Source organism: Streptomyces sp. NPDC097617 (assembly GCF_044761485.1).
Taxonomy (GTDB): Bacteria; Actinomycetota; Actinomycetes; order Streptomycetales; family Streptomycetaceae; genus Streptomyces.
In genome coordinates, this window is sequence record NZ_JBIWCL010000008.1 from 160,922 (window position 1) to 186,278 (window position 25,357).

Consider the following 25,357-nt stretch of genomic DNA (forward strand, 5'->3'; position numbering starts at 1 on the left):
TCAGCCGCGCCGTACGCGGTCCACATTAGCCCGGTGAGGGGACGCGGACCGCGCAGAGCGGACACGCTCGCAGCGAACACGGGCCGTAGCGGCCGTCAGGACTCGGTGGTCTCCGCGGTCTCCGCGGTCTCCGCGGTCTCCGCGGACTCGGCACCGTGCAGCGGGAAGCCGGCGATACCGCGCCAGGCCAGCGAGGTCAGCAGGCCGACCGCCGTCCCGCGGGCGACCGGGCTCTCGCTGGAGAGCCAGTAGCGGGCCACGACCTGCGAGACCCCGCCCAGGCCCACGGCCAGCAGCATCGACTCGTCCTGGGAGAGACCGGTGTCCTCGGCGATGACGTCGGAGATCGCCTCGGCGCACTGGAGGGAGACCCGGTCGACGCGCTCGCGCACCGCCGGCTCGTTCGTCAGGTCGGACTCGAAGACCAGCCGGAAGGCGCCGCCCTCCTCCTCCACGTAAGCGAAGTAGGCGTCCATGGTGGCCGCCACGCGCAGCTTGTTGTCCGTCGTCGACGCGAGGGCGGTGCGTACGGCGAGCAGCAGGGCCTCGCAGTGCTGGTCCAGCAGCGCCAGGTACAGGTCGAGCTTGCCGGGGAAGTGCTGGTACAGCACCGGCTTGCTCACGCCGGCCCGCTCGGCGATGTCGTCCATCGCCGCCGCGTGGTACCCCTGCGCGACGAAGACCTCCTGGGCCGCGCCCAGCAGCTGGTTGCGCCGGGCTCGGCGCGGCAGTCGCGTGCCCCGCGGACGCGCTGCTTCGGTCTGCTCGATGGCTGTCACGCCGCCTCCCACTTTCTCTAAGAACACAGTGCGCTCTGCGCCGCGCGGCCATCGTACTTTTCGGTAACCGAATCTGGAGGGTTCAAGCCGAGTTTTCTCGCGGTACGGACGGCCCGGAGGCGCTGGTCAGCGGTTTGATCAGCGGTTTGATGACCGGTTCGGTCGGGTGCCCGGCCGGTGCCCGGTCCGCCGGGGTCAGCGGTAGTCGTCCTCGTCCAGCGGCACCACCCGCGCCTGCTCGACGGCATCGCCGTCCGTGGCCTCGCCCGCCGCGCCCGCGGTGACCGGGTCGTCCTGGTCCGGCCGGAGATCGGCCAGCTGCTCCGCCACATCCGCCTCGGGCGCCTCAGGATCGAGGGTTTCCGGAATCCGCTCCCGGAAGGTGTCCGGCTCCGCAGGGTCGACAGTCATGCCGCTCCCCTCGCTTCCTTGTGCTCACTTACGAGCCTAGGAGGATCGCGGATGCACCGCTATACGGATCAGTACTTCTTCCGGTCGGCCGGCGTCTGTGACGGCGAACACAAGAAGAGGAGCGTGATCGTCTCGTAACATTGCCCGCATGTCTTCGACCGAGCTGCCGGGCGTACGCTCCACCGCCGAGGTGTCCTCCCTGGTGGGAGCCGCCCGGCTGGCCGAGGGGGAGCAGCTGCGCACCGCGGCGCTGCCCGGACTGGAGCTGGCCGTCCGGGTCCGCCCGCCCCTGCGTACGGGACTGCCACCCGCTCTGTTCGTGCACGGACTCGGCGGTTCCTCGCAGAACTGGTCCGACCTGATGGCGCAGCTCGCCGGCACCGTCGACGGCGAAGCCGTGGACCTGCCGGGCTTCGGCTGGTCCCCACCACCGGCCGACCGGGACTACTCCGTCACCTCCTTCGCCCGCGTCGTCATCCGGCACCTCGACGCCGCCGGGCGCGGCCCGGTCCACCTGTTCGGGAACTCCCTCGGCGGAGCCGTCTCCACCCGCGTCGCGGCCGTCCGGCCCGATCTCGTGCGCACCCTGACCCTGGTCTCGCCCGCCCTGCCCGAGCTGCGCGTGCAGAAGTCGGCCGTGCCGACCGCGCTGCTGGCCGTCCCCGGGGTGGCCGCGCTCTTCAACCGGATGATGCAGGGGATCGGCGCCGAGCAGCGCACCCGGGGAGTGACGGAGCTCTGCTACGGAGACCCTTCCCGGGTGACGCCCGAGGGATTCCGCAACGCCGTGGAGGAGATGGAGCGGCGGATGGCCCTGCCGTACTTCTGGGAGGCGATGACCCGCTCCTCGCGCGGCATCGTCGACGCCTACACCCTCGGTGGCCAGCACGGACTGTGGCGGCAGGCACAGCGGGTTCTTGCACCCACCCTGCTGGTCTACGGTGGCCGGGACCAGCTGGTCTCGTACCGTATGGCGCACAGGGCGGCCGCGGCCTTCCGCGGTTCGCGGCTGCTGTGTCTGCCCGAGGCCGGACACGTGGCGATGATGGAGTACCCCGAGGTGGTGGCCGCCGCCTTCCGGGAGCTGCTGAGCGACACCGGAACGGGCGAGAGTGACCGAGATACCGAAGACGGCAGAGGCTGAGGACCGTGGGACGACATAGTCGCAAGGCCTCCGGTCCGGCACCCGCACCCGCCCCGGCTCCGCCCCGGCCGGAGCCCGAGCCCGCGCCGCTGCCCTACGAGGAGCCGCCCGCCGGGTACTGGCCCGAGCCGACCGTCACCCACCAGGGGTACGTGTCGCAGGACCGGTCCTTCGCCGACGCGCGGAGCGGCGGACACCCCGAGCAGCACGAGTCCGGCGGCGCCTGGGGGGCCCGCCCCGACTCCGTCTACGGGGACTGGCACGGGGTGCGGCGCCCGCACGGCGCCACCGCCACCGAGCGGTCCGCGGCGGCCCCCGCCGCCCTCCTGGACTGCGACACCCCGGCCTTCGGCACGCCCGCGGTGGGCTTCCCGCAGGTCACCCTGACGCCTCCGGGCGCCCCCGCTCCCGTACCTGCGCACGACTTCGACCTCGACCCCGTCACCTCCACGGGATCGCACCGCCGGGTACCCGGGCCGCGCAAGCCCGTCGATCCGGTCGTCCCCGCGGACGCCGACGCTCCCGCCGAGGACGCGCCCGGCCCGGCCCGCGGGCTGAAGGTCCGTACGTACACCGGTATGGCCGCCGCGGCCGTCACCACCGTGCTCGCCGTCGTCGTCGCGGGCCAGGTGCTCAACGACGGGGACGGCGTCCGCACCGGCGCGCAGGCCGCCGCCGGCACCGGCCGGGCCGACGAGGGCGCCTCCCGCTCGGACGACCGCCCGACGCCGCCGCAGGCGGCCGCGCCCGCGGCGCCGTCCGCGAACGCGCCCGCACCGGAGCTGACGTACGAGCAGCAGATGGCGCTCCAGCTGCCGCTCGACGCGAAGCTCGCGGGCTCCGGGACCTTCGACACCGTGCCCGGCCTGGCCAAGGCACCCGGCAAGGGCAAGCTGGTGCGCTACCGGGTCGACGTCGAACAGGGCCTCGGCCTGGACGCGCAGCTCTTCGCCGAGGCCGTCCACCGCACCCTGAACGACGACCGCAGCTGGGGCCACGGGGGCAGCAGGACCTTCGAACGGGTGCCGGGCGGCGAGGCGGACTTCGTGATCACCCTCGCCAGCCCGGGGACCACCGGTGTGTGGTGCGCCAAGTCCGGACTGGACACCACCGAAGAGAACGTCTCCTGCGACTCCGCGCGCACCGAGCGGGTGATGATCAACGCGTTCCGCTGGGCGCAGGGCTCCGCCACGTACGGGCCGGACCAGATGTTCGCCTACCGGCAGATGCTCATCAACCACGAGGTCGGACACCGGCTCGGACACGACCACGTGAACTGCCGGACGCCGGGCGCGTTCGCGCCGATCATGCAGCAGCAGACCAAGTCCCTGAACATCAACGGCATCGAGTGCAAGCCCAACCCCTGGGTTTTCCCCGGCGGTTGATCCCGCGCGAGCGGCCCCGCCCGTCGGCCGGGCGGGGATCCGCGTGGACAACACGTCCGATCGTCGGCCATCGCTCTGCGCATGCCGCACCACCACACCATGACCGCGAGCGCCGGCTGCCGGCCGCCGTACCGGCACTCGATCCGGGGCTCGCCGCGTGCCGCCGCAGGTCACGGCAGGAGGTCTTCGCCCGAGCCCTCGGCAGCCGTCTCCGAGGCTGTACTTCTAGCGTGCTCGAACGCGAACCGTACGGGAAAGTTACGACTCTTCACCCCTTCCGGTGGCGCGACGGACAACCGTCCGTCGCGCCTTCGGCATATCCGCTTGAGTTCTCCCGCAGCGGGTCGCCCGACCGAACGGCGACCGCCTGAACGGGAGATCGGGGGTGGCACTCGTGCGGATCGGACTGCTCACCGAAGGTGGTTATCCGTATGCGACGGGAGAGGCGAGGCTGTGGTGCGACCGGCTCGTGCGCGGGCTCCCGCAGCACGAGTTCGAGATCTACGCACTGAGCCGCAGCGCCGAGCAGGAACGCGCCCGGGTGCCACTGCCCGAGCACGTCACGCGGGTCCGGACGGCCCCCCTGTGGGCTCCCGCCGACGACGGGCGGACCTACTCCCGGCGCGAGCGCCGGCGGTTCGTCGACTGCTTCAGGGAGCTGGTCGACGGGATCTGCTCCGGAGAGCCGCAGCCCTTCGCCGCCGGGCTGTACGGGCTCGCCGAACTCGCCCGCGCACAGGGCGGGATGTACGCGGCCCTGCGCTCCGAGTCCGCGGTGCGGGCCCTGGAGTCCGCCTGCCGGGCCCCGGGCGCGGCCCGCACCGTGGCGACGGCCCAGGTGAGCGACCTGCTGGAGTTCGTGGACGAACTGGAGGTCATGCTGCGGCCGTTGTCCCTCGACTGGTACGAGGAGCCGGGCGGCCTCGGCGAGGCCGACATCTGCCACGCGGCCGCGGGCGGCGTGGCGGCGATCCCCGGACTCCTGGCCAAACGCTTCTTCGGGGTCCCGCTGCTGGTCACCGAGTACGGGGTCCAGCTCCGGGCCCACTACCTGACCCGGCTCGCCACCGGCGGCGAGCCGGAGACCCGCCCCGCCGTACGGGCCCTGCTCGCGGCCTTCCACCTGCGGCTGGCCACCGAGATCTACACCCGGGCCGACTTCCTGACCCCCGGCAACGCCCACGCCCGGCGCTGGCAGGAGCGGTGCGGGGCCACCCGGGAGCGGCTGCGGACCGTCTACCCCGGGATGGAGGCGGACCGATTCGCCACCGTCGGCGAGGCATCGGACTGCGGGGACCCCGACACGCTGGTGTGGGTCGGCCGGATGGAGCCGGCCAAGGACCTCATCGCCCTGCTGCACGCCTTCGCCGAGGTCCGCCGGGCCGCCCCCGGCACCCGGCTGCGGATCTTCGCCACGGCCGCGGCCCCCGGATACCTCGCCGACTGCCGTTCCCTGGCCGCCCAGCTCTTCCCGGACGAGGCCGCCGACTCGGTCACCGTCGGGGAGAACCCGGTCACCTTCGAGGAGATCGGCGGACCCGACGCCCCCACCTCGGCCGAGGCGTACGGCGCCGGGCGCGTCGTCGTGCTGTCCTCCGTGATCGAGGGCTTCCCCGTGACCCTCGCCGAGGCGATGCTCTGCGGGCGCGCCACCGTCTCCACCGACGTGGGCGCGGTGTGCGAGGTCATCGGGGGCACCGGACTCGTCGTCCCGCCGCGCAACCCCCGGGCCCTCGCCGAGGCCTGCCTGTCCCTGCTGCGGGACCCCGAACGGGCGCAGCGGCTCGGCGCCGCGGCCCGGGCGCGGGCTCTTGAGCTCTTCACCGTCGAGCAGAACGTGGCCGCCTTCGAGGACATCTACCTGCGGGTGCTGGCCAAGGGCTCCGAACGGCCCGACGGCGAGATCCCCTTCGCGCGGCCCCCGGAGGCCCGGGTGCCCGGCCACTGGACCAGCCCGACGTGGGCCGAGCCCCTGCCGGACTCGCCCTCGGAGGCCGCCGTATGACCACCGTCGACCCCGAGATCGCGACGCCGCCGAACGCCGTCGGGGCCGAATGCGCCGAGGCCGGGCCGGCCCCCGGCGAGGCGGCCGCGAGGCCGGCGCGGCGCCGGGCCGCCGGGGATCCCGTCAAGACCCTGCTGCACCGTCACCGGGAGCTCTGCGAGCGGGCCGTGGACCCGCTGGAGATCGCCGCGGGGCTGGAGGCCCACGGCATCACCGACCGCACCGCCGCGCGGTTCCGCCACCGGGACGTCTTCTCGCTCGCCGAGGAGCTGTACGCGCGCAGCTCCCACGAGGAGGTCTCCGCCGCCGCGCGCACCGTGGTGCCGGCGGGACCCGCCGCCTTCCGGGGGTTCGGCTACGCGCTGCTGCCCGCCGCCCTCGCCTGCGCCGCGGCCGCCGCCGGGCAGTCATGGGCCGGGGCCGCCGCCGCGGTCGCCGTCGCCGCCGCCCTGGTGTGGCCCGGGCGGGCCGCCGGGGGCCGGTTCCCGTACGCGGCGCACCTGCTGGCCGCCGCCGTCGCCGGGTGGGCCGTCCACCGGCACGGCACCGCCCTCGCGGTCGGCCTCGCGTTGGCCGTCGTCCCCGGGCACCTGGCCGCCGTCGCCTTCGCCGCCGGGGCGCGGGCCCGGCTCGACGGGAGCCGCGCCCTGGAGGAGTTCGCGGACCGGGTCCGCCCGCTGCTGGTGGGGGTCGTCGCGCTGTTCACCGCGGCCGCCGCCGGGGCCGCCGTACTCGCCGGAACACCGCTCCCGGTGGCGGTACCGCTCGCCCTGCTGTTCCTCCTGACCCGGCTCCTGCTCCGGCACGGAGCCCACCGCGCGCCCGTCGGCGCCGCCCTCGCCCTCGCCCTGGTCCCCTCCCCGGCGGCGGTGCTCGCCGCCGCGGCAGGACTTCTCGTACACGCCGTGCTCGCCCTGTCCCGCGCGTCCGCGCACGCGCGGCCCTGACGTCCCCGGGACGTCCCCACAGACCTTCGGAGCCGACGCCGAGGCGCTTTACCCGTACCCCGCCCCACCCGTCCGTCCACCCGTCCGTCCACCCATCCGCAAGGAGAAACAGACATGACCGGCCAGCCAACCAACCAAGGGGTCACGCGATGAGGGTGCTGCTGATCGGAGCCAACGGATACCTCGGCCGCTACGTCGCCGACCGGCTGCTCGCCGACCCCGCCGTCCAGCTCACCGCGCTCGGCCGCGGCGACGACGCCGACGTCCGCTTCGACCTCGCCACCGGCAGCCCCGGCGCGCTCACCCGCTTCCTCGACGCCGTCCACCCGGGCGTCGTCATCAACTGCGCCGGAGCCACCCGGGGCGGGGCCCGGGATCTCACCCGGCACAACACCGTCGCCGTCGCGACGATCTGCGAGTCGCTGCGCCGCAGCGGCTGCGGGGCCCGGCTGGTGCAGCTCGGCTGCGCCGCCGAGTACGGGCCCAGCCAGCCCGGATCGTCCACGGCCGAGGACGCCGTGCCGAGACCCGGTGGGCCGTACGGGGTGAGCAAGCTCGCCGCCACCGAACTGGTCCTCGGTTCCGGACTGGACGCCGTCGTCCTGCGCATCTTCTCGCCCGTCGGCCCCGGCACCCCCGCCGGATCCCCGCTCGGCCGCCTCGCCGAGGCGATGCGTCGCGCGATGCAGGCGGGCGACGGCGAGCTGAAGCTCAGCGGGCTCGGAGTGCAGCGCGACTTCGTCGACGTACGGGACGTGGCGCGGGCCGTGCACGCCGCCTCCCTGTCCGCCGCACAGGGCGTGGTCAACATCGGCACCGGCCGCGCGGTCCGGCTGCGCGACGCGGCCGGGGTGCTGGCCCGGGTCGCCGGGTACGGGGGCGCGCTGCACGAGCTGGACGTCCCGCACGGCGGACCCCAGCAGGCGCACGGGCACCCCGGCCGCCCGGCCGGACTCGCCACCATCGGCTCGCCCCGCTCCGAAGCCACCGCCGAGCAGATCGCCGCGGCGGCGCCCCAGCCGTATCCCTACCCGGACGGCTGCGGAGCCTGGCAGCAGGCGGATGTCCGTACCGCCCGGGACCGGCTCGGCTGGCGGCCCCGGATCAACCTGGAGGAATCCCTCGCGGACATCTGGATGGAGGCGGCGTGCCGCATCTGACGACGCCGCCGGGGTCCATGACCGCCTCCGCGACCGAGGCCGGCCGCCTCGGCCTCGGCATCCCGGGCTACGCGCACCCGCTGCTCGCCCCCGTCGAGTGGGCCGAGCTGACCCGCCCCGGCACCCCGCTGCACTGGGCCGTGCTCAACGTGGCGGACGGCCCGGGCGGTCGGCCCGACCCGCACTGCACGGAGGCGGCCGCGAAGTTGCGGCGCGGGGGCGGCACCGTGCTCGGCCATCTCGCGATGCGGGACGGGTCCCGGTCCTTCGGGGAGCTGATCTCCGACGCGCACCGCTTCCGCGACTGGTACGGGGTCGGCGGCTTCTACCTCGCGGCGGCGCCGGCCGACCGGGCGGACCTGGCCTCGGTGTGCCGGGTCGTCGACACCCTGCGCAGCCTGGGCGGGGACCTGCGGATCGTGCTCGGGCACGGCACGCACCCCTACGAGGGCTATGCGGAGGTCGCCGACCAGCTGGTCACCTTCTCCGGGTCCTGGGCCGACTACCGCTGGTCGCAGGTCGCGGAGTGGACGGCGGACCATCCGGCGGAGCGGTTCTGCCACCTTGTCCACGGAGTGCCGCGCCCGCATCTGGAGGAGGCGATGCGGGTCGCCCGCTGGCAGGGAGCGGGCACGATCTGGTTCACCGACCGGCTCGGGGTGCGCGGCGGCGACCCGTGGGCCTCCATGCCCGCGTACTGGGACGAAATCGTCTCACGGGTCGGGACAGGTGTCTTGGAATGAAGACGGGCGTGGCAGTGTTACGGAGAGAACAACCGTCAGTTCGCTCCCTGCACCTGCGGGGATGCTCCCACCTCCGGAGTGCCTGTGTCGCTGCCACCGCTGGTCGAGCCAGCAGCTGAGCTCACCGTTGACGAGGTCCGTCGGTATTCGCGGCACCTGATCATCCCGGACGTCGGGATGGACGGTCAGAAGCGCCTGAAGAACGCCAAGGTGCTGGCCGTGGGTGCCGGCGGTCTCGGCTCGCCCGCCCTCATGTACCTCGCCGCGGCCGGCGTCGGCACGCTGGGCATCGTGGAGTTCGACGAGGTCGACGAGTCGAACCTGCAGCGCCAGATCATCCACAGTCAGGCGGACATCGGCCGTTCCAAGGCCCAGTCGGCCCGTGACAGCGTGCTGGGCATCAACCCGTACGTGAATGTGGTCCTTCACGAAGAGCGGCTCGAGGCCGAGAACGTGATGGAGATCTTCAGCCAGTACGACCTCATCGTCGACGGCACGGACAACTTCGCCACGCGCTACCTCGTGAACGACGCCTGCGTGCTGCTGAACAAGCCGTACGTGTGGGGCTCGATCTACCGCTTCGACGGCCAGGCCTCGGTCTTCTGGTCCGAGCACGGCCCGTGCTACCGCTGCCTCTACCCGGAGCCCCCGCCGCCGGGCATGGTCCCGAGCTGCGCCGAGGGCGGCGTACTGGGCGTGCTCTGCGCGTCCATCGGGTCCATCCAGGTCACCGAGGCCATCAAGGTCCTCACGGGTGTCGGCGACCCGCTGGTCGGCCGCCTGATGATCTACGACGCCCTGGAGATGCAGTACCGCCAGGTCAAGGTCCGCAAGGACCCCGACTGCGCGGTCTGCGGTCCGAACGCGACCGTCACCGAGCTCATCGACTACGAGGCCTTCTGCGGCGTCGTGTCGGAGGAGGCCCAGGAGGCGGCCGCCGGTTCGACGATCACTCCCAAGCGGCTCAAGGAGTGGATCGACACCGACGAGCCCATCGAGATCATCGACGTTCGCGAGATCAACGAGTACGAGATCGTCTCGATCCCCGGCGCGAAGCTGATCCCCAAGGGCGAGTTCCTGATGGGCACCGCCCTCCAGGACCTGCCGCAGGACAAGCGCATCGTCCTGCACTGCAAGACGGGTGTCCGCAGTGCGGAAGTCCTCGCGGTCCTGAAGTCCGCGGGCTTCGCGGACGCGGTGCACGTCGGCGGCGGCGTCATCGGCTGGGTCCACCAGATCGAGCCCGAGAAGCCGGTCTACTAGGCCGGTCCGCCGGGCCGGTCCACCAGCACAGCCCGAAGGGGCCGTAACCCGATCGCGTGGTGCGGCCCCTTCGGCGTGCGTTCCGCGGACCTGACCTGACCGCGACCCGACCCGACCCGGAGCGCGACCCGACCCGGATCAGACGGCCGACGGCGACTCCGGAGTCTCGGGCGGGGCCGTCGGGTCGGCGGCCGCGGTGCAGACGGTGCCCTCGGCCGGCGTCTTCCCGTCCAGCAGGTAGGTGTTGACCGCCTTCTGCACGCACGGGTCGCCGCTGTTGTACGCGCCGTGCCCCTCGCCCCTGTAGGTGAGCTCCACGCCCACGCCCGGGCCGAGCCGCTCCACCATCTTGCGGGCGCCCTCGTACGGAGTGGCCGGGTCACCGGTGTTGCCGATCACCAGGATCGGGTCGGACCCCGGCGCGGAGACGTCGGGGGTCTCCCAGGTGCCGGCGACCGGCCAGCCGGTGCAGGACATCATGGCCCAGCCGAGGAGGTCCCCGAAGACCGGCGAGGCGGCGCGGAACGTCGCCAGCTTGGCCTTCGTCTGCTCCAGGGTGTAGCGCTCCTTGTCGTCCACGCAGTTGACGGCGGTGTTGGCCGCGCCGATGTTGCTGTAACGCCCCTGCTGATCACGGCCGTTGAGCGCGTCGGACAGAGCCATGAGGAGCTGCCCCTGACCGCCCTCCGCCTCGTCGAGACCCTGCTCCAGCAGCGGCCACAGCTCCTTGGAGTACAGGGCCTGCGCGATGCCGTTGGTCGCCTGGGTCTCGCTGAGCATCCGGCCCCCGATGCCCGGGATCGGCTTGACGGCCAGGGCCTTCTGCAGCTTGATGATGTTGTCCTCGATCTCCTTGGGCGTGCTGCCCTGGAGCCGGCACTCGTCGCCGCGGTCCACGCAGTCCTGGGCGAAGTTGCCGAGCGCGAGCTGGAAGCCCTTCGCCTGGCCCAGGGCGCTCTCCTCGGCGGTCTTCGTCGGGTCCACGACGGCGTCGAAGACGGCCCGGCCGACGTTCTTGGGGAACAGGTGGGCGTAGACCCCGCCGAGCTCCGTGCCGTAGGAGATGCCGAAGTAGTTGAGCTTCTCGTCGCCGAGGGCCTGGCGGATGCGGTCCAGGTCGCGGGCGGCGTTCTCGGTGCCGACGTGGGGCAGCAGCTTGTCGGAGTTCTTCTCGCAGGCCTCCTGGTACTGCCGGATGTTCTCGATGAAGGCCTTCTCCTCCTCCGGGGTCTCGGGAGAGGAGTCCTCGGAGTAGTACTGGTCCAACTGCTTGTCGTTCTCGCACAGGACCGGGTCGCTGCCGCCCACCCCGCGGGGGTCGAAGCTGACCAGGTCGTAGCGGGCGCGCAGGGCCTCGTACTCCTTCGCGGCGCCCGGCAGCGTACTGATCCCGGAGCCGCCGGGGCCGCCGAAGTTGAAGACCAGCGAGCCCAGCCGGTTCTTCTGGTCGCGTGCCTGGGCCCGGATCAGGGCGATCGGGATCGTCTCGCCCTCGGGCTTCGCGTAGTCGAGCGGGACGTCGAGGGTGGCGCACTGCCAGTCCTTCGGCGGGGCCTGGCCGCCGCCCTGGGCGGCGGTCGGCGCCTCGCAGTCACCCCATTTCAGGGGCTTGACCTCCGGGGTGCCGTCGGCCGTCGTCTTCTTCCCGTCGCCGTCGTCGGAGCAGGCGGCCGTGGTGAGCAGCCCGGCAGCGAGCGCGGCGGCGGCGGTGACCCGCCAGGCGTGTGTCGGCATGTCCCCATCCTGTGCGCCCCGCAGCGACCCCGCCCGCGCGCTGACCCGAACGGGGGGCGGCCCCGGGGCCTCCGGCCCACCGGGGCCGGCGCTCCCGCACGACGCAAACGGCGGACGGTGGCCAGAGCACCGGAGTGCGGCGGGAAGCGCATCGATGTGGGACAGCTCCCGGAAGAAGGGCATGTGGTGCTCGCCGATCCCGGCGGCAACGAGTTCTCCGTACAGAAGCCCCGGTAGCGGGGAGCCCGCGCACGAGACCGAGCGCCTGGGCACCGGCACGGTACGCGCCCGGCCGGAGCCGGAGCCGGAGCCGGAGCCGGAGCCGCAGACCGGGCCGGAGCCGCAGACCGGGCCGGAGGCTAGATGGCTTCCTTGCGGGTCAGGAAGTTGAACGAGATCCACCCCGGCAGCACCGGCAGCCAGAAGGTCATCAGGCGGAACAGCAGCACCGCCGAGATCGCGACCTCCTTCTCCAGCCCCGCCGCGATCAGCCCGAGGGTCAGCGTGGTCTCCACCGCGCCCATACCGCCCGGCGTCGGCGCCGCCGACCCCAGCGCGTTGCCCGCCAGGAACACCACCGCGATGCTCGCGTAGCTGATGGCCTCGCCGCCCCCGAACGCGCGGATCGACGCGTCCAGGCACATCACGAAGCAGCCCGTCAGCAGCAGCATCCCGCCGATGCCGGTCATCAGCTTCTTCGGCCGCTGGAGCACGTCCAGCATGCGCGGCACCACGCCCGCGAACAGCGCCCGTACCCGCGTCACCACGAACTTCCGCATGAACGGGACCGCCGTCACCACCAGCACCAGTACGGCCACCGTCAGCAGGCCCGCGATGACCGCCCGCGAAGGGGTCATCTCCGGGGTCTTCTCGGTTCCGGTCAGATAGCCGAAGGACAGCAGCAGCACGATATGGCTGGCCAGCCCGAACAGCTGGGAGGCACCCACGCTCGCGACGGCCAGCCCCGGCCGGACCCCCGCCCGCTGCAGGAACCGCGTGTTCAGCGCGACACCGCCGACGGCCGCCGGGGCCACCAGCTTCACGAACGACCCCGCCACCTGCGCGACCACGGTCCGCAGGAACGACACCCGCTCCGGCACGAAGCCCAGCAGGCTCATCGCGGCCGCGAAGTACGTCAGCGCCGAGAAGGCGAGCGCCGCCCCGACCCAGCCCCACTCCGCCTGGCCGATGACGGTCGCGAAGTCCACGTGGGCCAGCTGCGTGAGCAGGAAGTACGCACCGAACGCGCCCGCGATGAACGAGACCAGCGTGCGCGGCCGGATCCGCTCCAGCCGGGCCGGCTCCACCGGCGCCTGCGGGCGGATCAGCAGCACCTGGTGGCGGATCTGGGTCAGCAGATCCTCCTCGCGGGCCCCGTCCAGCGCGTCCTCCAGGGCCTTCTTCTCGGCCTTGCGGTCGGCGGCGGCCGAGGCGGAGACCGGGGTCGCGGAGGCCGCCGACTCCGCCTCGCGCGCGGCCTTCGCCGCCCGCGAGGACTCCAGTACGGCCTCCCGCTGCCGCTCGGCCCGCTCCCGGGCCAGCTTGCGCAGCGTCGCCCGGGTGGAACGGCTCAGCGCGATCGGCTGGAGCAGCGGCAGGCAGTCCGCCACCGCGTCCGGGCCGAGCACCGACACGGCCGAGGCCACCGCCCGCTCCGCGCCGACCCGCAGGCCGATCGTGGTCAGCAGCTGGGCGATGTCCATGCGCAGGACCAGGTCGCCCGCGGCGATCTCACCGCCGCGCAGGTCGGTGAGGATGACATTGCCAAAACGATCCACCACGAGGGCGTCACCGGTGAGCCGCCGGTGCGCGATCCGCCGCGACTGCAGGGCCCGCACCTGCTTCCACGTGCTGTGGATCAGCTCGTCGGTGATCTCCTCGTCGGGGAGCGCGTCGAGGGTCCGGACGTCCAGGTGCTCGTAGACGAGCATCACCGCGTCGGGGCCGAGCTCGGAGGTGGCGATCAGCTTCGGCGCGTTCGCCCCGGCCGCGATGGCGGCGTAGGCGAGCAGCGCCTCCTGCTCCAGCGCCTGGCGCAGTGACTGCAGGCTGCGCCCCGTGGTGATGCCGCGCAGGGTGAGCCGGCGCCAGACCCGGTAGAAGTAGCCGTGGGCCTGCTGCTCGCGGTCGACGATGGTGACGTCGAGCGGCGGCCCGTCCTCCAGGGTCACGTGGTAGCGGCGCCCCCGGTCGTTGGCCTCGGAGGGCTCGGGGCCCTCGGGCAGCTCGGCGCGCATCGCGCTGACCGGCTGGAAGCCGACCCGGCGCAGGCCCGCGAGGAGGTGCTGCCCGGTGGGGCGCACGTTGGGCGAGCCGACGGCGTACAGGGTGCCGTAGGCGACGCTCCAGCCGATCAGCACGGTCAGGATGATCGAGAAGGGGGTGGTGTACCCGTTGACGAGCATGGCCAGGGCGTTGAGCAGCAGCACCACCCACAGCGCGACGCGCCAGTGAGGTCTGCGGGTCATGCCGACCGCGGTCATGTAGGCGATGACGGGTGCCAGGTAGCCGTGCACCGGGTCGGTGAGGGTCCCGCCGGCCGCGGGGCGGGTGAGGGCGTCCTGGATGGTGCCGGGGGCGGCCTGCGAGACCCACAGGTCGGTGGCGAGGGTCACGCCGTGCGCGAGGACGGCGGCGAGCACGCCGTCGGCGATGCGCAGCCCGTCGCGTTTGATCAGCCGTTCGATGGCGAAGGCGACGGGCAGCAGCAGCACCGCGATGCTGGACACCAGCGCGGCGACCTTGATCAACAGGGCGGGCGCCTGGCCGGTGCCCTTGCTGATGTCCTCCTCCAGGCCGACGGTGGTGCCGTGGGCGAAGGCGGCGATGCCGAGGAGGACGGCGATACCGAGGATGCCGACGAGCAGGCGTACGAGGTCGGAGGGCCGGTGCACGCGGGCGGCGAGCAGCGGTTCGTCGACCTCGACCCGGTCGGCCTCCGTGGAGGCGTGGCCGTGCGGCCCCTCGGCCCCGGGGGTCTCCTTGCCCTCGGCGGCCTCCTTGCCCTCGGCCGTTTCCTCACCCTCGGCCGTCTCTTTGCCCTCAGCCGCCGCCTCCGCGGCGCGCGGGGGCTCCGGACGGGGCTCCGGGACGGGCTCGCGGTGGGATGCGGGGCCGTCGTCAGGGCGTGCGCCGTCGTCCGTCGCCGCGCCGTCCGGAGGGCTCACACCCTGCTCCTTCGTCGTCACTTCCGTCTCTTCTTGATCACGTATCACCAGTCACCGCCCGGAAGATGGTGGCACGGACCGACGGGCCGGCGGGGCATCAGGGTGCGCGCCGGTACGGAAGCGAGACTTCCGCCGGAGCGTCGCCGATGTGCTGCACCATGTGCCGAATGAGCGAGGAGCTGCCCGCGTACGCGGAGCGCGTGCTGGAGGTGGTCGAGCGTATTGCGCCCGGCCGGGTGATGACGTACGGCGATGTCGCCGAATGGCTGGGCGAGGGAGGACCGCGCCAAGTCGGGCGTGTCATGGCCCTGTACGGGGGAGCCGTGCCCTGGTGGCGCGTGGTGCGGGCGGACGGTCTGCCGCTCCCCGACCACGAGGTGCGCGCCCTGGAGCACTACCGGACCGAAGGCACGCCACTGCGCCTGACGGCGGGCGGCGAGCCGCGGCTGGACATGCGCCGGGCGCGCTGGGACGGGTCCCCCGGACAGGACGGCACACGCGACGAGGCTCACATCTGACAGCTTCCGCCATGCGGGGCCCCGGCGGGCGATCGGGCGACGGTCCGAACATCCGTCCGGGGTGCCCGGGGGGACTGCGCGGCGTCGGCCGGTTGCCGTAGCGTTGCGCCTTCGGCTTCCGGCTCGGCTTCCGCCTCGGCTTCCGGGCGAGCCGTCACGGCAGCACCGCCACACCCCGCAGACCCACCAGGACCGGCACCCCACGTGATCACCTCTTCCTCCGACCGCACCGAACGGCGGCATACGCGGACCCCCGACGCGTACCGCCTCGTGCGCACCGGGCCGGAACGGGTGGATCCCCCTGTGCTGGACGCAGCGCAGCGTGCCGTGGTTGACCACACCGGCGGACCACTGCTGGTCCTCGCCGGACCGGGCACCGGGAAGACGACCACCCTGGTCGAGGCCGTCACCGCCCGGGTGGAAGCGGGCACCGACCCCGCCCGGATCCTCATCCTCACCTTCAGCCGCAAGGCGGCGGAGGAACTGCGCGACCGGGCCGCCCTGCGCCTCGGCGGCGCACGGGCCCCGCAGGCCACCACCTTCCACTCCTTCTGCTACGGCCTGGTCCGCGCCCACCAGGACACCGACCTCTTCGCCGACCCGCTGCGGCTGCTGTCCGGCCCCGAGCAGGACGTCATGGTCCGCACGCTCCTGGAGGGCCAGCGCCGGATCCGCTCCATCCGCTGGCCGGACGACCTGCGGGCCGCGCTGACCACGCGCGGGTTCGCCGACGAGGTCCGGGCGGTGCTCGCCCGCGCCCGCGAACTGGGCCTCGGCCCGCAGGCCCTCTCCTCGTTCGCCGACCGCATCGGGCGCCCGGACTGGAAGGCGGCGGCGGCCTTCCTCTCCGAGTACCTGGACGTCCTGGACATGCAGGGCACGCTGGACTACGCGGAGCTCCTGCACCGGGCCGTGCTCCTCGCGGAACGCACGCCGTCCCTCGCCTCCGCGTACGACGTGATCTTCGTCGACGAGTACCAGGACACGGACGCCTCCCAGCTGCGGCTGCTGCGGGCCCTGGCCGGCCCCGGCGGCACGCTGGTCGCCTTCGGCGACCCCGACCAGTCGATCTACGCCTTCCGCGGCGCCGACATCAACAACATCCTGGACTTCGAGTCGGCCTTCCCGGGCGCGCGGGTCAGGGCCCTGACCGTGGGCCGCCGCTCCGGCGCGGCCCTCCTGGCCGCGACCCGCCTGCTCACCACCCGGATGCCGCTCCCGCGCCTGCCCTCCGAGGCGGTCCGCGCCCACCGGAACCTCGCACCGGTACGGGAGGGCGGCCGGGTGGAGGTCTTCACGTACCCGACGGCGGGCGCCGAGCTGGACAACATCGCGGACATCCTGCGCCGGGCCCACCTGGAGGACGGCGTGCCCTGGCAGGACATGGCCGTCCTGGTCCGCGCCGGCGGCCGCACCCTCCCTGCGATGCGCCGCGCCCTGATCTCGGCCGGAGTCCCCACCGAAACGGACGCCACGGACACCCCCCTCCGCCACGAACCGGCGGTGGCCCCCCTCCTGACGGCCCTGCGCATCACAGCCACCTCGGCCACAACGCCCACCCCGCCCCGAACCACCCCCACGGACGAGCCCGCCCCGGAGACGGCGGCCGCCGGGGGCGGGGCCGCCGTCCTGTCGGGTCCGCAGGACCGGGCCGACGCTCCCGAGCCGGGCGCGGAGCGCCCCACCGGGTCCGCCGACGCGGCCGAGGCCGCAGCCCCCGTGACGGCTGCCGCCGCGGGCGAGCGCGCCCAGACCCCCACCGACCCCGCCGCAGGCGAACCGGGGCCGGGGCAGGGGCAGGGCCCCGAGGCGTCCGACGACCCCGCCGCAGCCGATCGGCCGGGCGAGCCCGCTCGCGTCGACGGGGCGGGTGGGCGGGAGCCGGAGCCCTCCGGAGGCGAAGCGGGTGCGGGGGGCGGGCCCGAGGACTTCGGCGATCCCGCCGGAGGCGTCGGCGTCGAGGCGGCCCTCACGCTGCTCGCCTCCCCCCTCGGCGGGATGGACGCCGCCGACCTGCGGCGGCTCGGCCGCGCCCTGCGTGAGGAGGAGCGCGCCGCGGGCGTCAAGGTGCCCGCGCCCTCCGACGTACTGCTCGCCCGCGCCCTCGCCGAGCCCGAGCGGCTCACCGCGCACGACCCCGCCTACGCCCGCGGAGCGCAGCGCCTCGGCCTGCTCCTGCGCAAGGCCCGCGAGCTGCTCCAGGGCGGCGGCACCGCCGAGGAGGCCCTCTGGGTCCTCTGGGACGGCACCCCCTGGCCGCAGCGGCTCGAGCGCAGCGCCCGCCGAGGCGGCGCGGCCGGCCGCAACGCCGACCGCGACCTCGACGCCGTCTGCGCGCTCTTCGACACCGCCGCCCGCGCCGAGGAACGCACCGGCGGCCGCGGCGCCCTCAACTTCCTCGAACAACTGGAGGCGGAGGACATCGCCGCCGACATGTTGACCGCCCGCGCCACCCGCTCCGAAGCCGTCCGGCTGATGACCGCCCACCGGTCCAAGGGCCTGGAGTGGTCCCTCGTCGTCGTCGCCGGCGTCCAGGAGGGCCTGTGGCCCGACCTCCGCCGCCGCGGCTCCCTCCTGGAGGCCGACCGCATCGGCCGGGACGGTCTCGCCGAGCCCCTCACCCCCGGCGCGCTGCTCGCCGAGGAGCGCCGGCTCTTCTACGTCGCCGCCACCCGAGCCCGCGACCGTCTCGTCGTCACCGCCGTCAAGGCCCCCGCCGACGACGGCGACCAGCCCTCCCGGTTCCTCACCGAGCTCGGCGTCCCCCCGCGCGACGTCACCGGCCGCCCCCGCCGCCCCCTCGCCGTCGCCGCGCTCGTCGCCGAGCTGCGCGCCACCACCGTCGACCCCGACGCCTCGCCCGCCCTGCGCGACGCGGCCGCCCGACGCCTCGCCCGCCTCGCCGCGCTCACCGACGACGAGGACCGCCCCCTGGTCCCCGCCGCGCACCCGCAGCGCTGGTGGGGCCTGTACGAGCCCACCCGCAGCAGCGTTCCGCTGCGCGACCGGGACCGGCCGGTGGCCCTGTCCGGCAGCGCCCTGGAGCAGCTCGCCAACACCTGCTCCCTCCAGTGGTTCCTCGGCCGCGAGGTCAAGGCCGACACCCCCTCCACCGCCGCCCAGGGCTTCGGCAACGTCGTCCACGTCCTCGCCGACGAGGTCGCCTCCGGCCGTACCCCCGCCGACCTGGCCGTCCTCATGGAACGGCTCGACTCGGTGTGGGACGCCCTCGCCTTCGACGCGCCCTGGAAGTCCCGCCAGGAGAAGGACAACGCCCGCGCCGCCCTGGAGCGCTTCCTGCGCTGGCACACCACCGACCGCGGCGGCCGGGCGGCCGTCGCCACGGAGCACGAGTTCGACGTCACACTCGAGGCCGGTGACGTCGCCGTCCGCATCCGGGGCTCCATGGACCGGGTCGAAACGGACCCGCAGGGGCGCGCGTACGTCGTCGACTTCAAGACCGGCAAGTCCGCGCCGACCCGGGACGAGGTCGCCCGCCATCCGCAGCTCGCCGTCTACCAGCTGGCCGTGCGTGAGGGCGCCGTCGACGAGGTCTTCGACGGCCTGCGCCCCGCCCCCGGCGGTGCCGAGCTCGTCCAGCTCCGCCAGGGCGCTGCCGTCCGCGAGGGCGGCGACGCGGTGCCCAAGGTCCAGGCCCAGCAGCCGCTGGACGGGGAGTGGGTCGGCGACCTGCTCGCCACCGCGGCCGGCCGGGTCCTGGACGAGCGGTTCGCGCCCGCCGCCGGCCGCCACTGCGACCACTGCTCCTTCCGCAGCTCGTGCAGCGCCCGCCCGGAGGGCCGCCAGACGGTCGAGTGAGCCCGTCTGCCGGGGCCGCCGGCCGGGGCTGACGGAGCTGCCGGCCAGGGCCGCCGGCCGAGCTGGTCGGTCGGGGTTGTCGGTGCGGGCGGCTAGCCTTTTCGGGTGCCCGCGCGTCCGCCCGCCCTCTCCGACCCTGAGCAGCTCAAGGAGCTTCTCGGGATCCCTTTCACGCCCGAGCAGATGGCCTGCGTCACCGCCCCGCCCGCCCCACAGGTCGTCGTCGCCGGCGCGGGCTCCGGCAAGACCACCGTGATGGCCGCCCGCGTGGTCTGGCTCGTCGGCATCGGTGCGGTCGCCCCCGAGCAGGTGCTCGGCCTGACCTTCACCAACAAGGCCGCCGGTGAACTGTCCGAGCGCGTACGCAAGGCCCTGGCCCGGGCCGGCATCACCGACCCCGACCCCTCCCCGGCCGACGCCGACGCGGCCGGCGGCGAGCCGCGCATCTCCACGTACCACGCCTTCGCCGGCCAGCTCCTGAAGGACCACGGCCTGCGCATCGGCCTGGAGCCCAGCTCCCGGCTGCTCGCCGACGCCACCCGCTTCCAGCTCGCCGCGAAGGTGCTGCGCGAGGCCCCCGGCCCGTACCCCTCGCTCACCAAGTCCGTCCCCGACCTGGTCGGCGACCTCCTCGCACTCGATGCGGAGCTCTCCGAGCACCTGGTCGAGCCCGAGCGGCTGCGCCTGCACGACACCGAACTGCTGGGTGTGCTCGCCGACACCAAGCTCACCAACGAAGACCTCCGCAAGGTCCCGGAGGCCGTGCGCGGCCGCCTCGAGCTGCTGGAACTGGTCGCGCGCTACCGCGCCGCCAAACGCTCCCGCGACCTCTTCGACTTCAGCGACCAGATAGCCCTCTCCGCGCGGCTCGCCACCACCCGGCCCGAGGTGGGGACGATGCTGCGCCAGGAGTTCCGGGTGGTCCTGCTCGACGAGTACCAGGACACCTCCGTCGCGCAGCGACTGCTGCTGTCCGGCCTCTTCGGCGCGGGCTCCGGCCATGCCGTGACCGCCGTCGGCGACCCCTGCCAGGCGATCTACGGCTGGCGCGGGGCCTCCGTAGCCAACCTCGACGACTTCCCGGAGCACTTCCCGCACGCCGACGGGACCCCCGCCACCCGGCTCTCCCTCAGCGAGAACCGGCGCAGCGGCGGCCGCCTGCTGGACCTGGCCAACGGCCTCGCCGCCCCGCTGCGCGCCCTGCACGAGGGCGTGGAGGCGCTGCGCCCGGCGCCGGGCGCCGAGGCCTCCGGGCAGGTCCGCTGCGCCCTGCTGGAGACCCACGCGCAGGAGCTGGACTGGCTCGCCGACTCCGTCGCCCACCTGGTCCGCACCGGGACGGAGCCGCGCGAGATCGCCGTACTGTGCCGCTCCGCCGGGGACTTCGCGCAGATCCAGGCCGTGCTGGTGGACCGGGACGTTCCGGTGGAGGTCGTCGGCCTCTCCGGGCTCCTGCACCTGCCCGAGGTCGCCGACCTCGTCGCCGTCTGCGAGGTCCTCCAGGATCCGGGCGCCAACGCCTCCCTGGTCCGGCTCCTGATCGGCCCGCGCTGGCGGATCGGCGCGCGCGACCTGGCCCTGCTGGGCCGCCGGGCGCGGCTCCTGGTGAGCCGCACGCCCGCCGGGTCCGACCCGGACGAGCGGCTCGCGGCGGCCGTGGAGGGCGTGGACCCGGCCGAGATCGTGTCCCTGGCCGACGCCCTGGAGACCTTCCTCGACGGCTCCGGACAGGCCCCGGACGACCTCCCCTTCTCGGCGGAGGCCCGGATCCGCTTCGCGCACCTCGCCCAGGAACTGCGCGACCTGCGGCGCTCCCTCGCGGACCCGCTGATGGACGTCCTGCACCGGGTGCTGACCGCCACCGGCCTGGAGGTCGAGCTGTCGGCCTCCCCGCACGCGCTGGCGGCCCGCCGCCGCGAGACGCTGTCGAACTTCATGGACGTGGCGGCCGGTTTCGCCGCCCTGGACGGCGAGGCCACGCTGCTGGCCTTCCTGGCGTTCCTGCGCACGGCCGCCCAGTACGAGAAGGGCCTGGACCACGCCCTGCCGGGCGGCGAGAACACCGTCAAGGTGCTCACCGCCCACAAGTCCAAGGGCCTGGAATGGGACGTGGTGGTGGTCCCGGACCTGTGCGCGGGGGCCTTCCCGAAGGAGAAGCCGCCGGAGGCCTGGACCTCGTACGCGAAGGTGCTCCCGTACGCGCTGCGCGGCGACGCCCCCACCCTGCCCGCGGATCCGGCCTGGACCTCGGCGGGCCTGAAGTCCTTCAAGGCCGAGCTGAAGCACCACAAGTCGGTGGAGGAGCTCCGCCTCGGCTACGTGACCTTCACCCGGCCGCGCTCCCTGCTGCTGGCCTCGGGCCACTGGTGGGGGCCGAGCCAGAAGAAGCGCCGCGGCCCGTCGCCGTTCCTGGAAGCCCTGTACGAGCACTGCGTGGCCGGATTCGGCGAGATCGAGGCCTGGGCGGACGAGCCCGACCCCACGGCGGAGAATCCGGCGCTGTCCGGCGACTCCACCCCGGACCACTCCTGGCCCCTTCCGCTCGACCCGCACTCCCTGACCCTGCGCCGCGCGGCGGCGGCCCTGGTGGAGTCCTACCTGGCGGCCCCGCCCCCGGAGGAGGACGTTTACCTCTGGCCCCCGGACTGCGAGGAGCCGTGGCCGGCCGAAGACCCCTGGGAACCGCCCCCCACGGACGACCCGTGGCCCGCTGATCCCGGCGCCCAGGCCTCTGCCGACGACCTCTGGCCCGCCGAACCCACGGCCCCGCCCGCCGTCCCCCACGGGGCGGCCCGGGGCAGCGCCCCGGTTTCGGGAAGGGGCGGGGTGGGGGAGGAATCCGCCCCGGCCACCCCCGCCGCGGCGGACGACGACCTCTGGCCGGAGGCCGACCTGTGGGCCGAGGAGACCCGCCCCGCCGCGGGGGCGGCCGCCCCCCACCGCGCCGGAAGCGGTCTGGTTCCCGAGGAGGCCCGCGCCGTCGCCTCCTGGGACCGCGACCTCGACGCCCTGGAGGGCGAGCTCCGCCGTGCCCGCGCGGCCGTCCGCGACGTCGAGCTGCCCTCCGCCCTGTCCGCCAGCCAGCTGCTCCGGCTCGCCGCCGACGAGCAGGGCTTCGTCCGCGACCTCGCCCGCCCCATGCCCCGCCCCCCGCAGCCCGCCGCCCGCCAGGGCACCCGGTTCCACGCCTGGGTGGAGTCCCGCTTCGACGAGCTGCCGCTGCCGTTCCTCGACGTCCTGGACCCCGTCGCGGACCTGCCCGGTGCCGGTTCCGACCAGGAGATCGCCGACGAGGCCGACCTCGACTCCCTCAAGGCCGCCTTCGAGCGCAGCCCGTACGCGGACCGGCCGCCCCACCGCATGGAGGCCCCGGTCCAGCTCACCCTCGCCGGCCGGGTCGTCCGCGGCCGGATCGACGCCGTCTACAGGAACCCGGACGGCTCGTACGAGATCGTCGACTGGAAGACCGGCCGCACCACCGAGGCCGATCCGCTCCAGCTCGCGGTCTACCGCGTGGCCTGGGCCGAGGCCACGGACACCCCCCTCGACCGGGTCACGGCCGTCTTCCTGCACGTCCGCAGCGGCCGAGTGATCCGCCCCCGCAACCTCCCGGACCGGGCCCGTCTTGAGCGGATCCTCCAAGGCGAATCGGACCCGGACGGCGACCATCAGGCGGACGGCTAGGCTCGTGGGCATGAGCGACACCCCGCCGGACAGCGTCGTCCGCACGTACATCGACAGCCACCGCGCCGCCTTCCTCGACGACCTCGCCGAGTGGCTCCGCATTCCCTCCGTCTCGGCCCAGCCCGAGCACGCGGGCGATGTACGCCGCAGCGCCGAATGGCTGGCGGCCAAGCTCAAGGAGACCGGTTTCCCGGTCGCCGAGGTGTGGACCCCTTCTGATGCGAAAACGGGCCCCGGCGCGCCCGCCGTGTTCGCGCACTGGCCGAGCGAGGACCCGGACGCCCCGACCGTCCTCGTGTACGGGCACCACGACGTGCAGCCCGCCGCCGTCGCCGACGGCTGGCACACCGATCCGTTCGAGCCGGTGGTCCAGGGCGGCCGCATGTACGCGCGCGGCGCCGCCGACGACAAGGGCCAGGTGTTCTTCCACACCCTCGGGGTACGGGCGCACCTGGCGGCCACCGGCGCCGCCGCTCCCGCCGTGCACCTCAAGCTGATCGTCGAGGGCGAGGAGGAGTCCGGCTCCCCGCACTTCCGCGCCCTCGTCGAGTCCCGCGCCGCCGAGCTCGCCGCCGACGTCGTGATCGTCTCCGACACCGGCATGTGGTCCGAGACCACCCCCACCGTCTGCACCGGCATGCGCGGCGTCGCCGACTGCGAGATCGACTTCCACGGCCCGGACCAGGACATCCACTCCGGCGCCTTCGGCGGGGCCGTGCCCAATCCGGCCACCGCCGCCGCCCGCCTGGTCGCGGCCCTGCACGACGCCGACGGACGCGTCACGATCCCCGGCTTCTACGACAACATCGCCGAACTCACGGACGCGGAGCGCGCGCTCATCGCCGAGCTGCCCTTCGACGAGTCCGAGTGGCTGCGTACGGCCAAGTCCCACGCGGCCGCGGGCGAGGCCGGGTACTCCACCCTGGAGCGCGTCTGGGCCCGCCCCACGGCCGAGGTCAACGGCATCGGCGGCGGTTACCAGGGTCCCGGCGGCAAGACCATCGTGCCGGCCTCCGCCCACCTGAAGCTGTCGTTCCGCCTGGTGTCCGGGCAGGACCCGTACGAGGTCGAGGCGGCCGTCAGGGACTGGGTCGCGGCCGGTGTCCCGGACGGGATCCGCCACTCCATCACCTTCGGCGCACCGACCCGGCCGTGCCTGACCCCGCTGGACCACCCGGCCCTGCAGTCGGTCGTACGGGCCATGGGCCGCGCCTTCGGCGAGAAGATCCGCTTCACGCGGGAGGGCGGCTCCGGCCCCGCGGCGGACCTCCAGGACGTGCTGGACGCGCCCGTCCTCTTCCTCGGCATCTCGGTACCGTCCGACGGCTGGCACGCACCGAACGAGAAGGTCGAGCTGGACCTCCTGCTCAAGGGCGTCGAGACGACCGCCTACCTCTGGGGAGACCTGGCCGCCCATCACCACCACCGCACCACCGCCTGACACCCGACGCGCACACCTGCCGTACCGAGCCTGCCTGTCCCACCACCGGGGGAGTTGGAAGTACCTGTGAGCACCCATACCGAGCGCCCTCTCGCCGAGCGCCCTCTTTCGCTCGCCGCGCCCAGCGGGATCGACCGCGCCGCGCACCACCGTCTCGACGAGGCCTGGCTCGCCGCGGCCTGGAGCCACCCGACGACCCGCGTGTTCGTCGTCTCCGGGGGCCAGGTCCTGATCGACGACACCCCCGACGGCGGCAGCGGCATCGTGATGACCCCGGCCTTCGAGGCCCCGGTCACCGAGACCCACCGCTACTTCCTGGGCACCGACGAGGACGGCGTACGGTACTTCGCGCTGCAGAAGGACGCCCTGCCCGGCCGCATGGACCAGTCGGCCCGGCCGGCCGGCCTGCGCGAGGCCGGACTGCTGCTGTCCCCGCGCGACGCCGGGCTGATGGTGCACGCGGTGGCGCTGGAGAACTGGCAGCGGATGCACCGCTTCTGCTCGCGCTGCGGCGAGCGCACGGTGGTCGCGGCCGCCGGGCACATCCGCCGCTGCCCGGGCTGCGGCGCCGAGCACTACCCGCGCACGGACCCGGCCGTGATCATGCTGGTCACGGACGACCAGGACCGGGCGCTGCTGGGGCGCCAGGTGCACTGGCCGGAGGGCCGTTTCTCCACCCTCGCGGGGTTCGTGGAGCCGGGCGAGTCGATAGAGCAGTCCGTCATCCGCGAGGTGTGGGAGGAGGCGGGCGTCAAGGTCGGCGAGGTCGCGTACGTGGCCAGCCAGCCGTGGCCCTTCCCGTACAGCCTGATGCTGGGCTTCACGGCCCGCGCCACCACCTCGGAGATCACGGTGGACGGCGAGGAGATCCAGGAGGCCCGCTGGTTCTCCCGCGAGGAGCTGCGCGCGGCGTTCGCGTCGGGCGAGGTGCTGCCCCCGTCGGGCATCTCCATCGCCGCCCGGCTGGTCGAGCTCTGGTACGGCGAGCCGCTGCCGAAGGCCGCCTCGTAACCTCCGTCACTTCCCCGCGTCGGGGGCCACCCCGGGGGGCCCCCCCCCCCCGGGGGCCCCCCCCGGGGCCCCCCCCCGGGGCCCCCCCCCCCCCCCCGGCCCCCCCGGGGGGGGGGGCCCGCCCGGGCGGGGGGGCTAACCCGGCC

The 25,357-nt window shown here is 74.2% G+C and carries 16 protein-coding genes and 1 pseudogene; 13 read left to right on the plus strand and 4 right to left on the minus strand.

Annotation, left to right across the window (positions count from 1 at the left end; genetic code table 11):
* Positions 1–95: 95 nt before the first annotated feature.
* A complete protein-coding gene (locus tag ACIQZO_RS16355) occupies positions 96–779 on the minus strand; it encodes a TetR/AcrR family transcriptional regulator (RefSeq protein ID WP_403626189.1) in 684 nt (227 codons plus the stop codon).
* A 195-nt stretch (positions 780–974) separates the two neighbouring features.
* A complete protein-coding gene (locus tag ACIQZO_RS16360; protein ID WP_403626191.1) occupies positions 975–1,190 on the minus strand; it encodes a hypothetical protein in 216 nt (71 codons plus the stop codon).
* A gap of 148 nt (positions 1,191–1,338) precedes the next feature.
* Here ACIQZO_RS16360 and ACIQZO_RS16365 point away from each other — a divergent pair, with 148 nt between their 5' ends.
* The 7 genes from ACIQZO_RS16365 to moeZ all read left to right on the plus strand — a co-directional run bounded on the left by ACIQZO_RS16365 (position 1,339) and on the right by moeZ (position 9,837).
* The gene (locus ACIQZO_RS16365; RefSeq protein WP_403626194.1) at positions 1,339–2,334 is read left to right on the plus strand and encodes an alpha/beta fold hydrolase; all 996 of its coding nucleotides are present in this window, start codon (positions 1,339–1,341) and stop codon (positions 2,332–2,334) included.
* A gap of 5 nt (positions 2,335–2,339) precedes the next feature.
* Entirely contained in the window at positions 2,340–3,719 is a 1,380-nt protein-coding gene (locus tag ACIQZO_RS16370) for a DUF3152 domain-containing protein (RefSeq protein WP_403626197.1), read from the plus strand.
* Between the two features lie 394 nt (positions 3,720–4,113).
* Positions 4,114–5,724 carry a DUF3492 domain-containing protein gene (locus ACIQZO_RS16375; RefSeq protein WP_403626399.1) on the plus strand — a complete coding sequence of 537 codons (1,611 nt, stop codon included), beginning with the start codon at positions 4,114–4,116 and terminating at the stop codon, positions 5,722–5,724.
* Positions 5,721–6,671 carry a hypothetical protein gene (locus tag ACIQZO_RS16380; protein ID WP_403626200.1) on the plus strand — a complete coding sequence of 317 codons (951 nt, stop codon included), beginning with the start codon at positions 5,721–5,723 and terminating at the stop codon, positions 6,669–6,671. The genes ACIQZO_RS16375 and ACIQZO_RS16380 overlap by 4 nt, the downstream gene beginning before the upstream one ends.
* A gap of 149 nt (positions 6,672–6,820) precedes the next feature.
* Complete coding sequence (locus ACIQZO_RS16385) at positions 6,821–7,831, plus strand: NAD-dependent epimerase/dehydratase (protein ID WP_403626203.1); 1,011 nt, start codon at positions 6,821–6,823, stop codon at positions 7,829–7,831.
* The gene (locus ACIQZO_RS16390) at positions 7,819–8,574 is read left to right on the plus strand and encodes a spherulation-specific family 4 protein (protein WP_403626205.1); all 756 of its coding nucleotides are present in this window, start codon (positions 7,819–7,821) and stop codon (positions 8,572–8,574) included. The genes ACIQZO_RS16385 and ACIQZO_RS16390 overlap by 13 nt, the downstream gene beginning before the upstream one ends.
* A gap of 84 nt (positions 8,575–8,658) precedes the next feature.
* Positions 8,659–9,837: an adenylyltransferase/sulfurtransferase MoeZ gene (gene moeZ, locus ACIQZO_RS16395; RefSeq protein ID WP_403626208.1), complete on the plus strand. Its 1,179-nt coding sequence runs from the start codon at positions 8,659–8,661 to the stop codon at positions 9,835–9,837.
* A 138-nt stretch (positions 9,838–9,975) separates the two neighbouring features.
* Here moeZ and ACIQZO_RS16400 read toward each other — a convergent pair whose 3' ends face one another.
* Complete coding sequence (locus ACIQZO_RS16400) at positions 9,976–11,571, minus strand: alpha/beta hydrolase (protein WP_403626211.1); 1,596 nt, start codon at positions 11,569–11,571, stop codon at positions 9,976–9,978.
* A gap of 108 nt (positions 11,572–11,679) precedes the next feature.
* Here ACIQZO_RS16400 and ACIQZO_RS16405 point away from each other — a divergent pair.
* Positions 11,680–11,793: pseudogene (locus ACIQZO_RS16405) on the plus strand (VOC family protein); the annotation flags it as partial.
* Between the two features lie 137 nt (positions 11,794–11,930).
* On the opposite strand, the gene ACIQZO_RS16410 reads toward ACIQZO_RS16405, so the two are convergent.
* A complete protein-coding gene (locus tag ACIQZO_RS16410; RefSeq protein WP_403626214.1) occupies positions 11,931–14,738 on the minus strand; it encodes a YbhN family protein in 2,808 nt (935 codons plus the stop codon).
* Between the two features lie 167 nt (positions 14,739–14,905).
* Between ACIQZO_RS16410 and ACIQZO_RS16415 the strand changes: the two genes are divergently transcribed.
* The 5 genes from ACIQZO_RS16415 (at position 14,906) to nudC (ending at position 25,211) form a co-directional block, all read left to right on the plus strand.
* On the plus strand, positions 14,906–15,256 hold the full coding sequence (locus ACIQZO_RS16415; RefSeq protein ID WP_403626217.1) for an MGMT family protein: 351 nt from the start codon (positions 14,906–14,908) through the stop codon (positions 15,254–15,256).
* Between the two features lie 207 nt (positions 15,257–15,463).
* A complete protein-coding gene (locus tag ACIQZO_RS16420; RefSeq protein WP_403626402.1) occupies positions 15,464–19,075 on the plus strand; it encodes an ATP-dependent helicase in 3,612 nt (1,203 codons plus the stop codon).
* Between the two features lie 105 nt (positions 19,076–19,180).
* A complete protein-coding gene (locus ACIQZO_RS16425) occupies positions 19,181–22,759 on the plus strand; it encodes a UvrD-helicase domain-containing protein (RefSeq protein ID WP_403626220.1) in 3,579 nt (1,192 codons plus the stop codon).
* 10 nt (positions 22,760–22,769) lie between these two features.
* Entirely contained in the window at positions 22,770–24,200 is a 1,431-nt protein-coding gene (locus ACIQZO_RS16430) for a dipeptidase (protein ID WP_403626222.1), read from the plus strand.
* A gap of 54 nt (positions 24,201–24,254) precedes the next feature.
* Positions 24,255–25,211, plus strand: coding sequence for an NAD(+) diphosphatase (nudC, locus tag ACIQZO_RS16435; protein WP_403626225.1), 957 nt, complete (start codon positions 24,255–24,257; stop codon positions 25,209–25,211).
* Positions 25,212–25,357 lie beyond the last annotated feature (146 nt).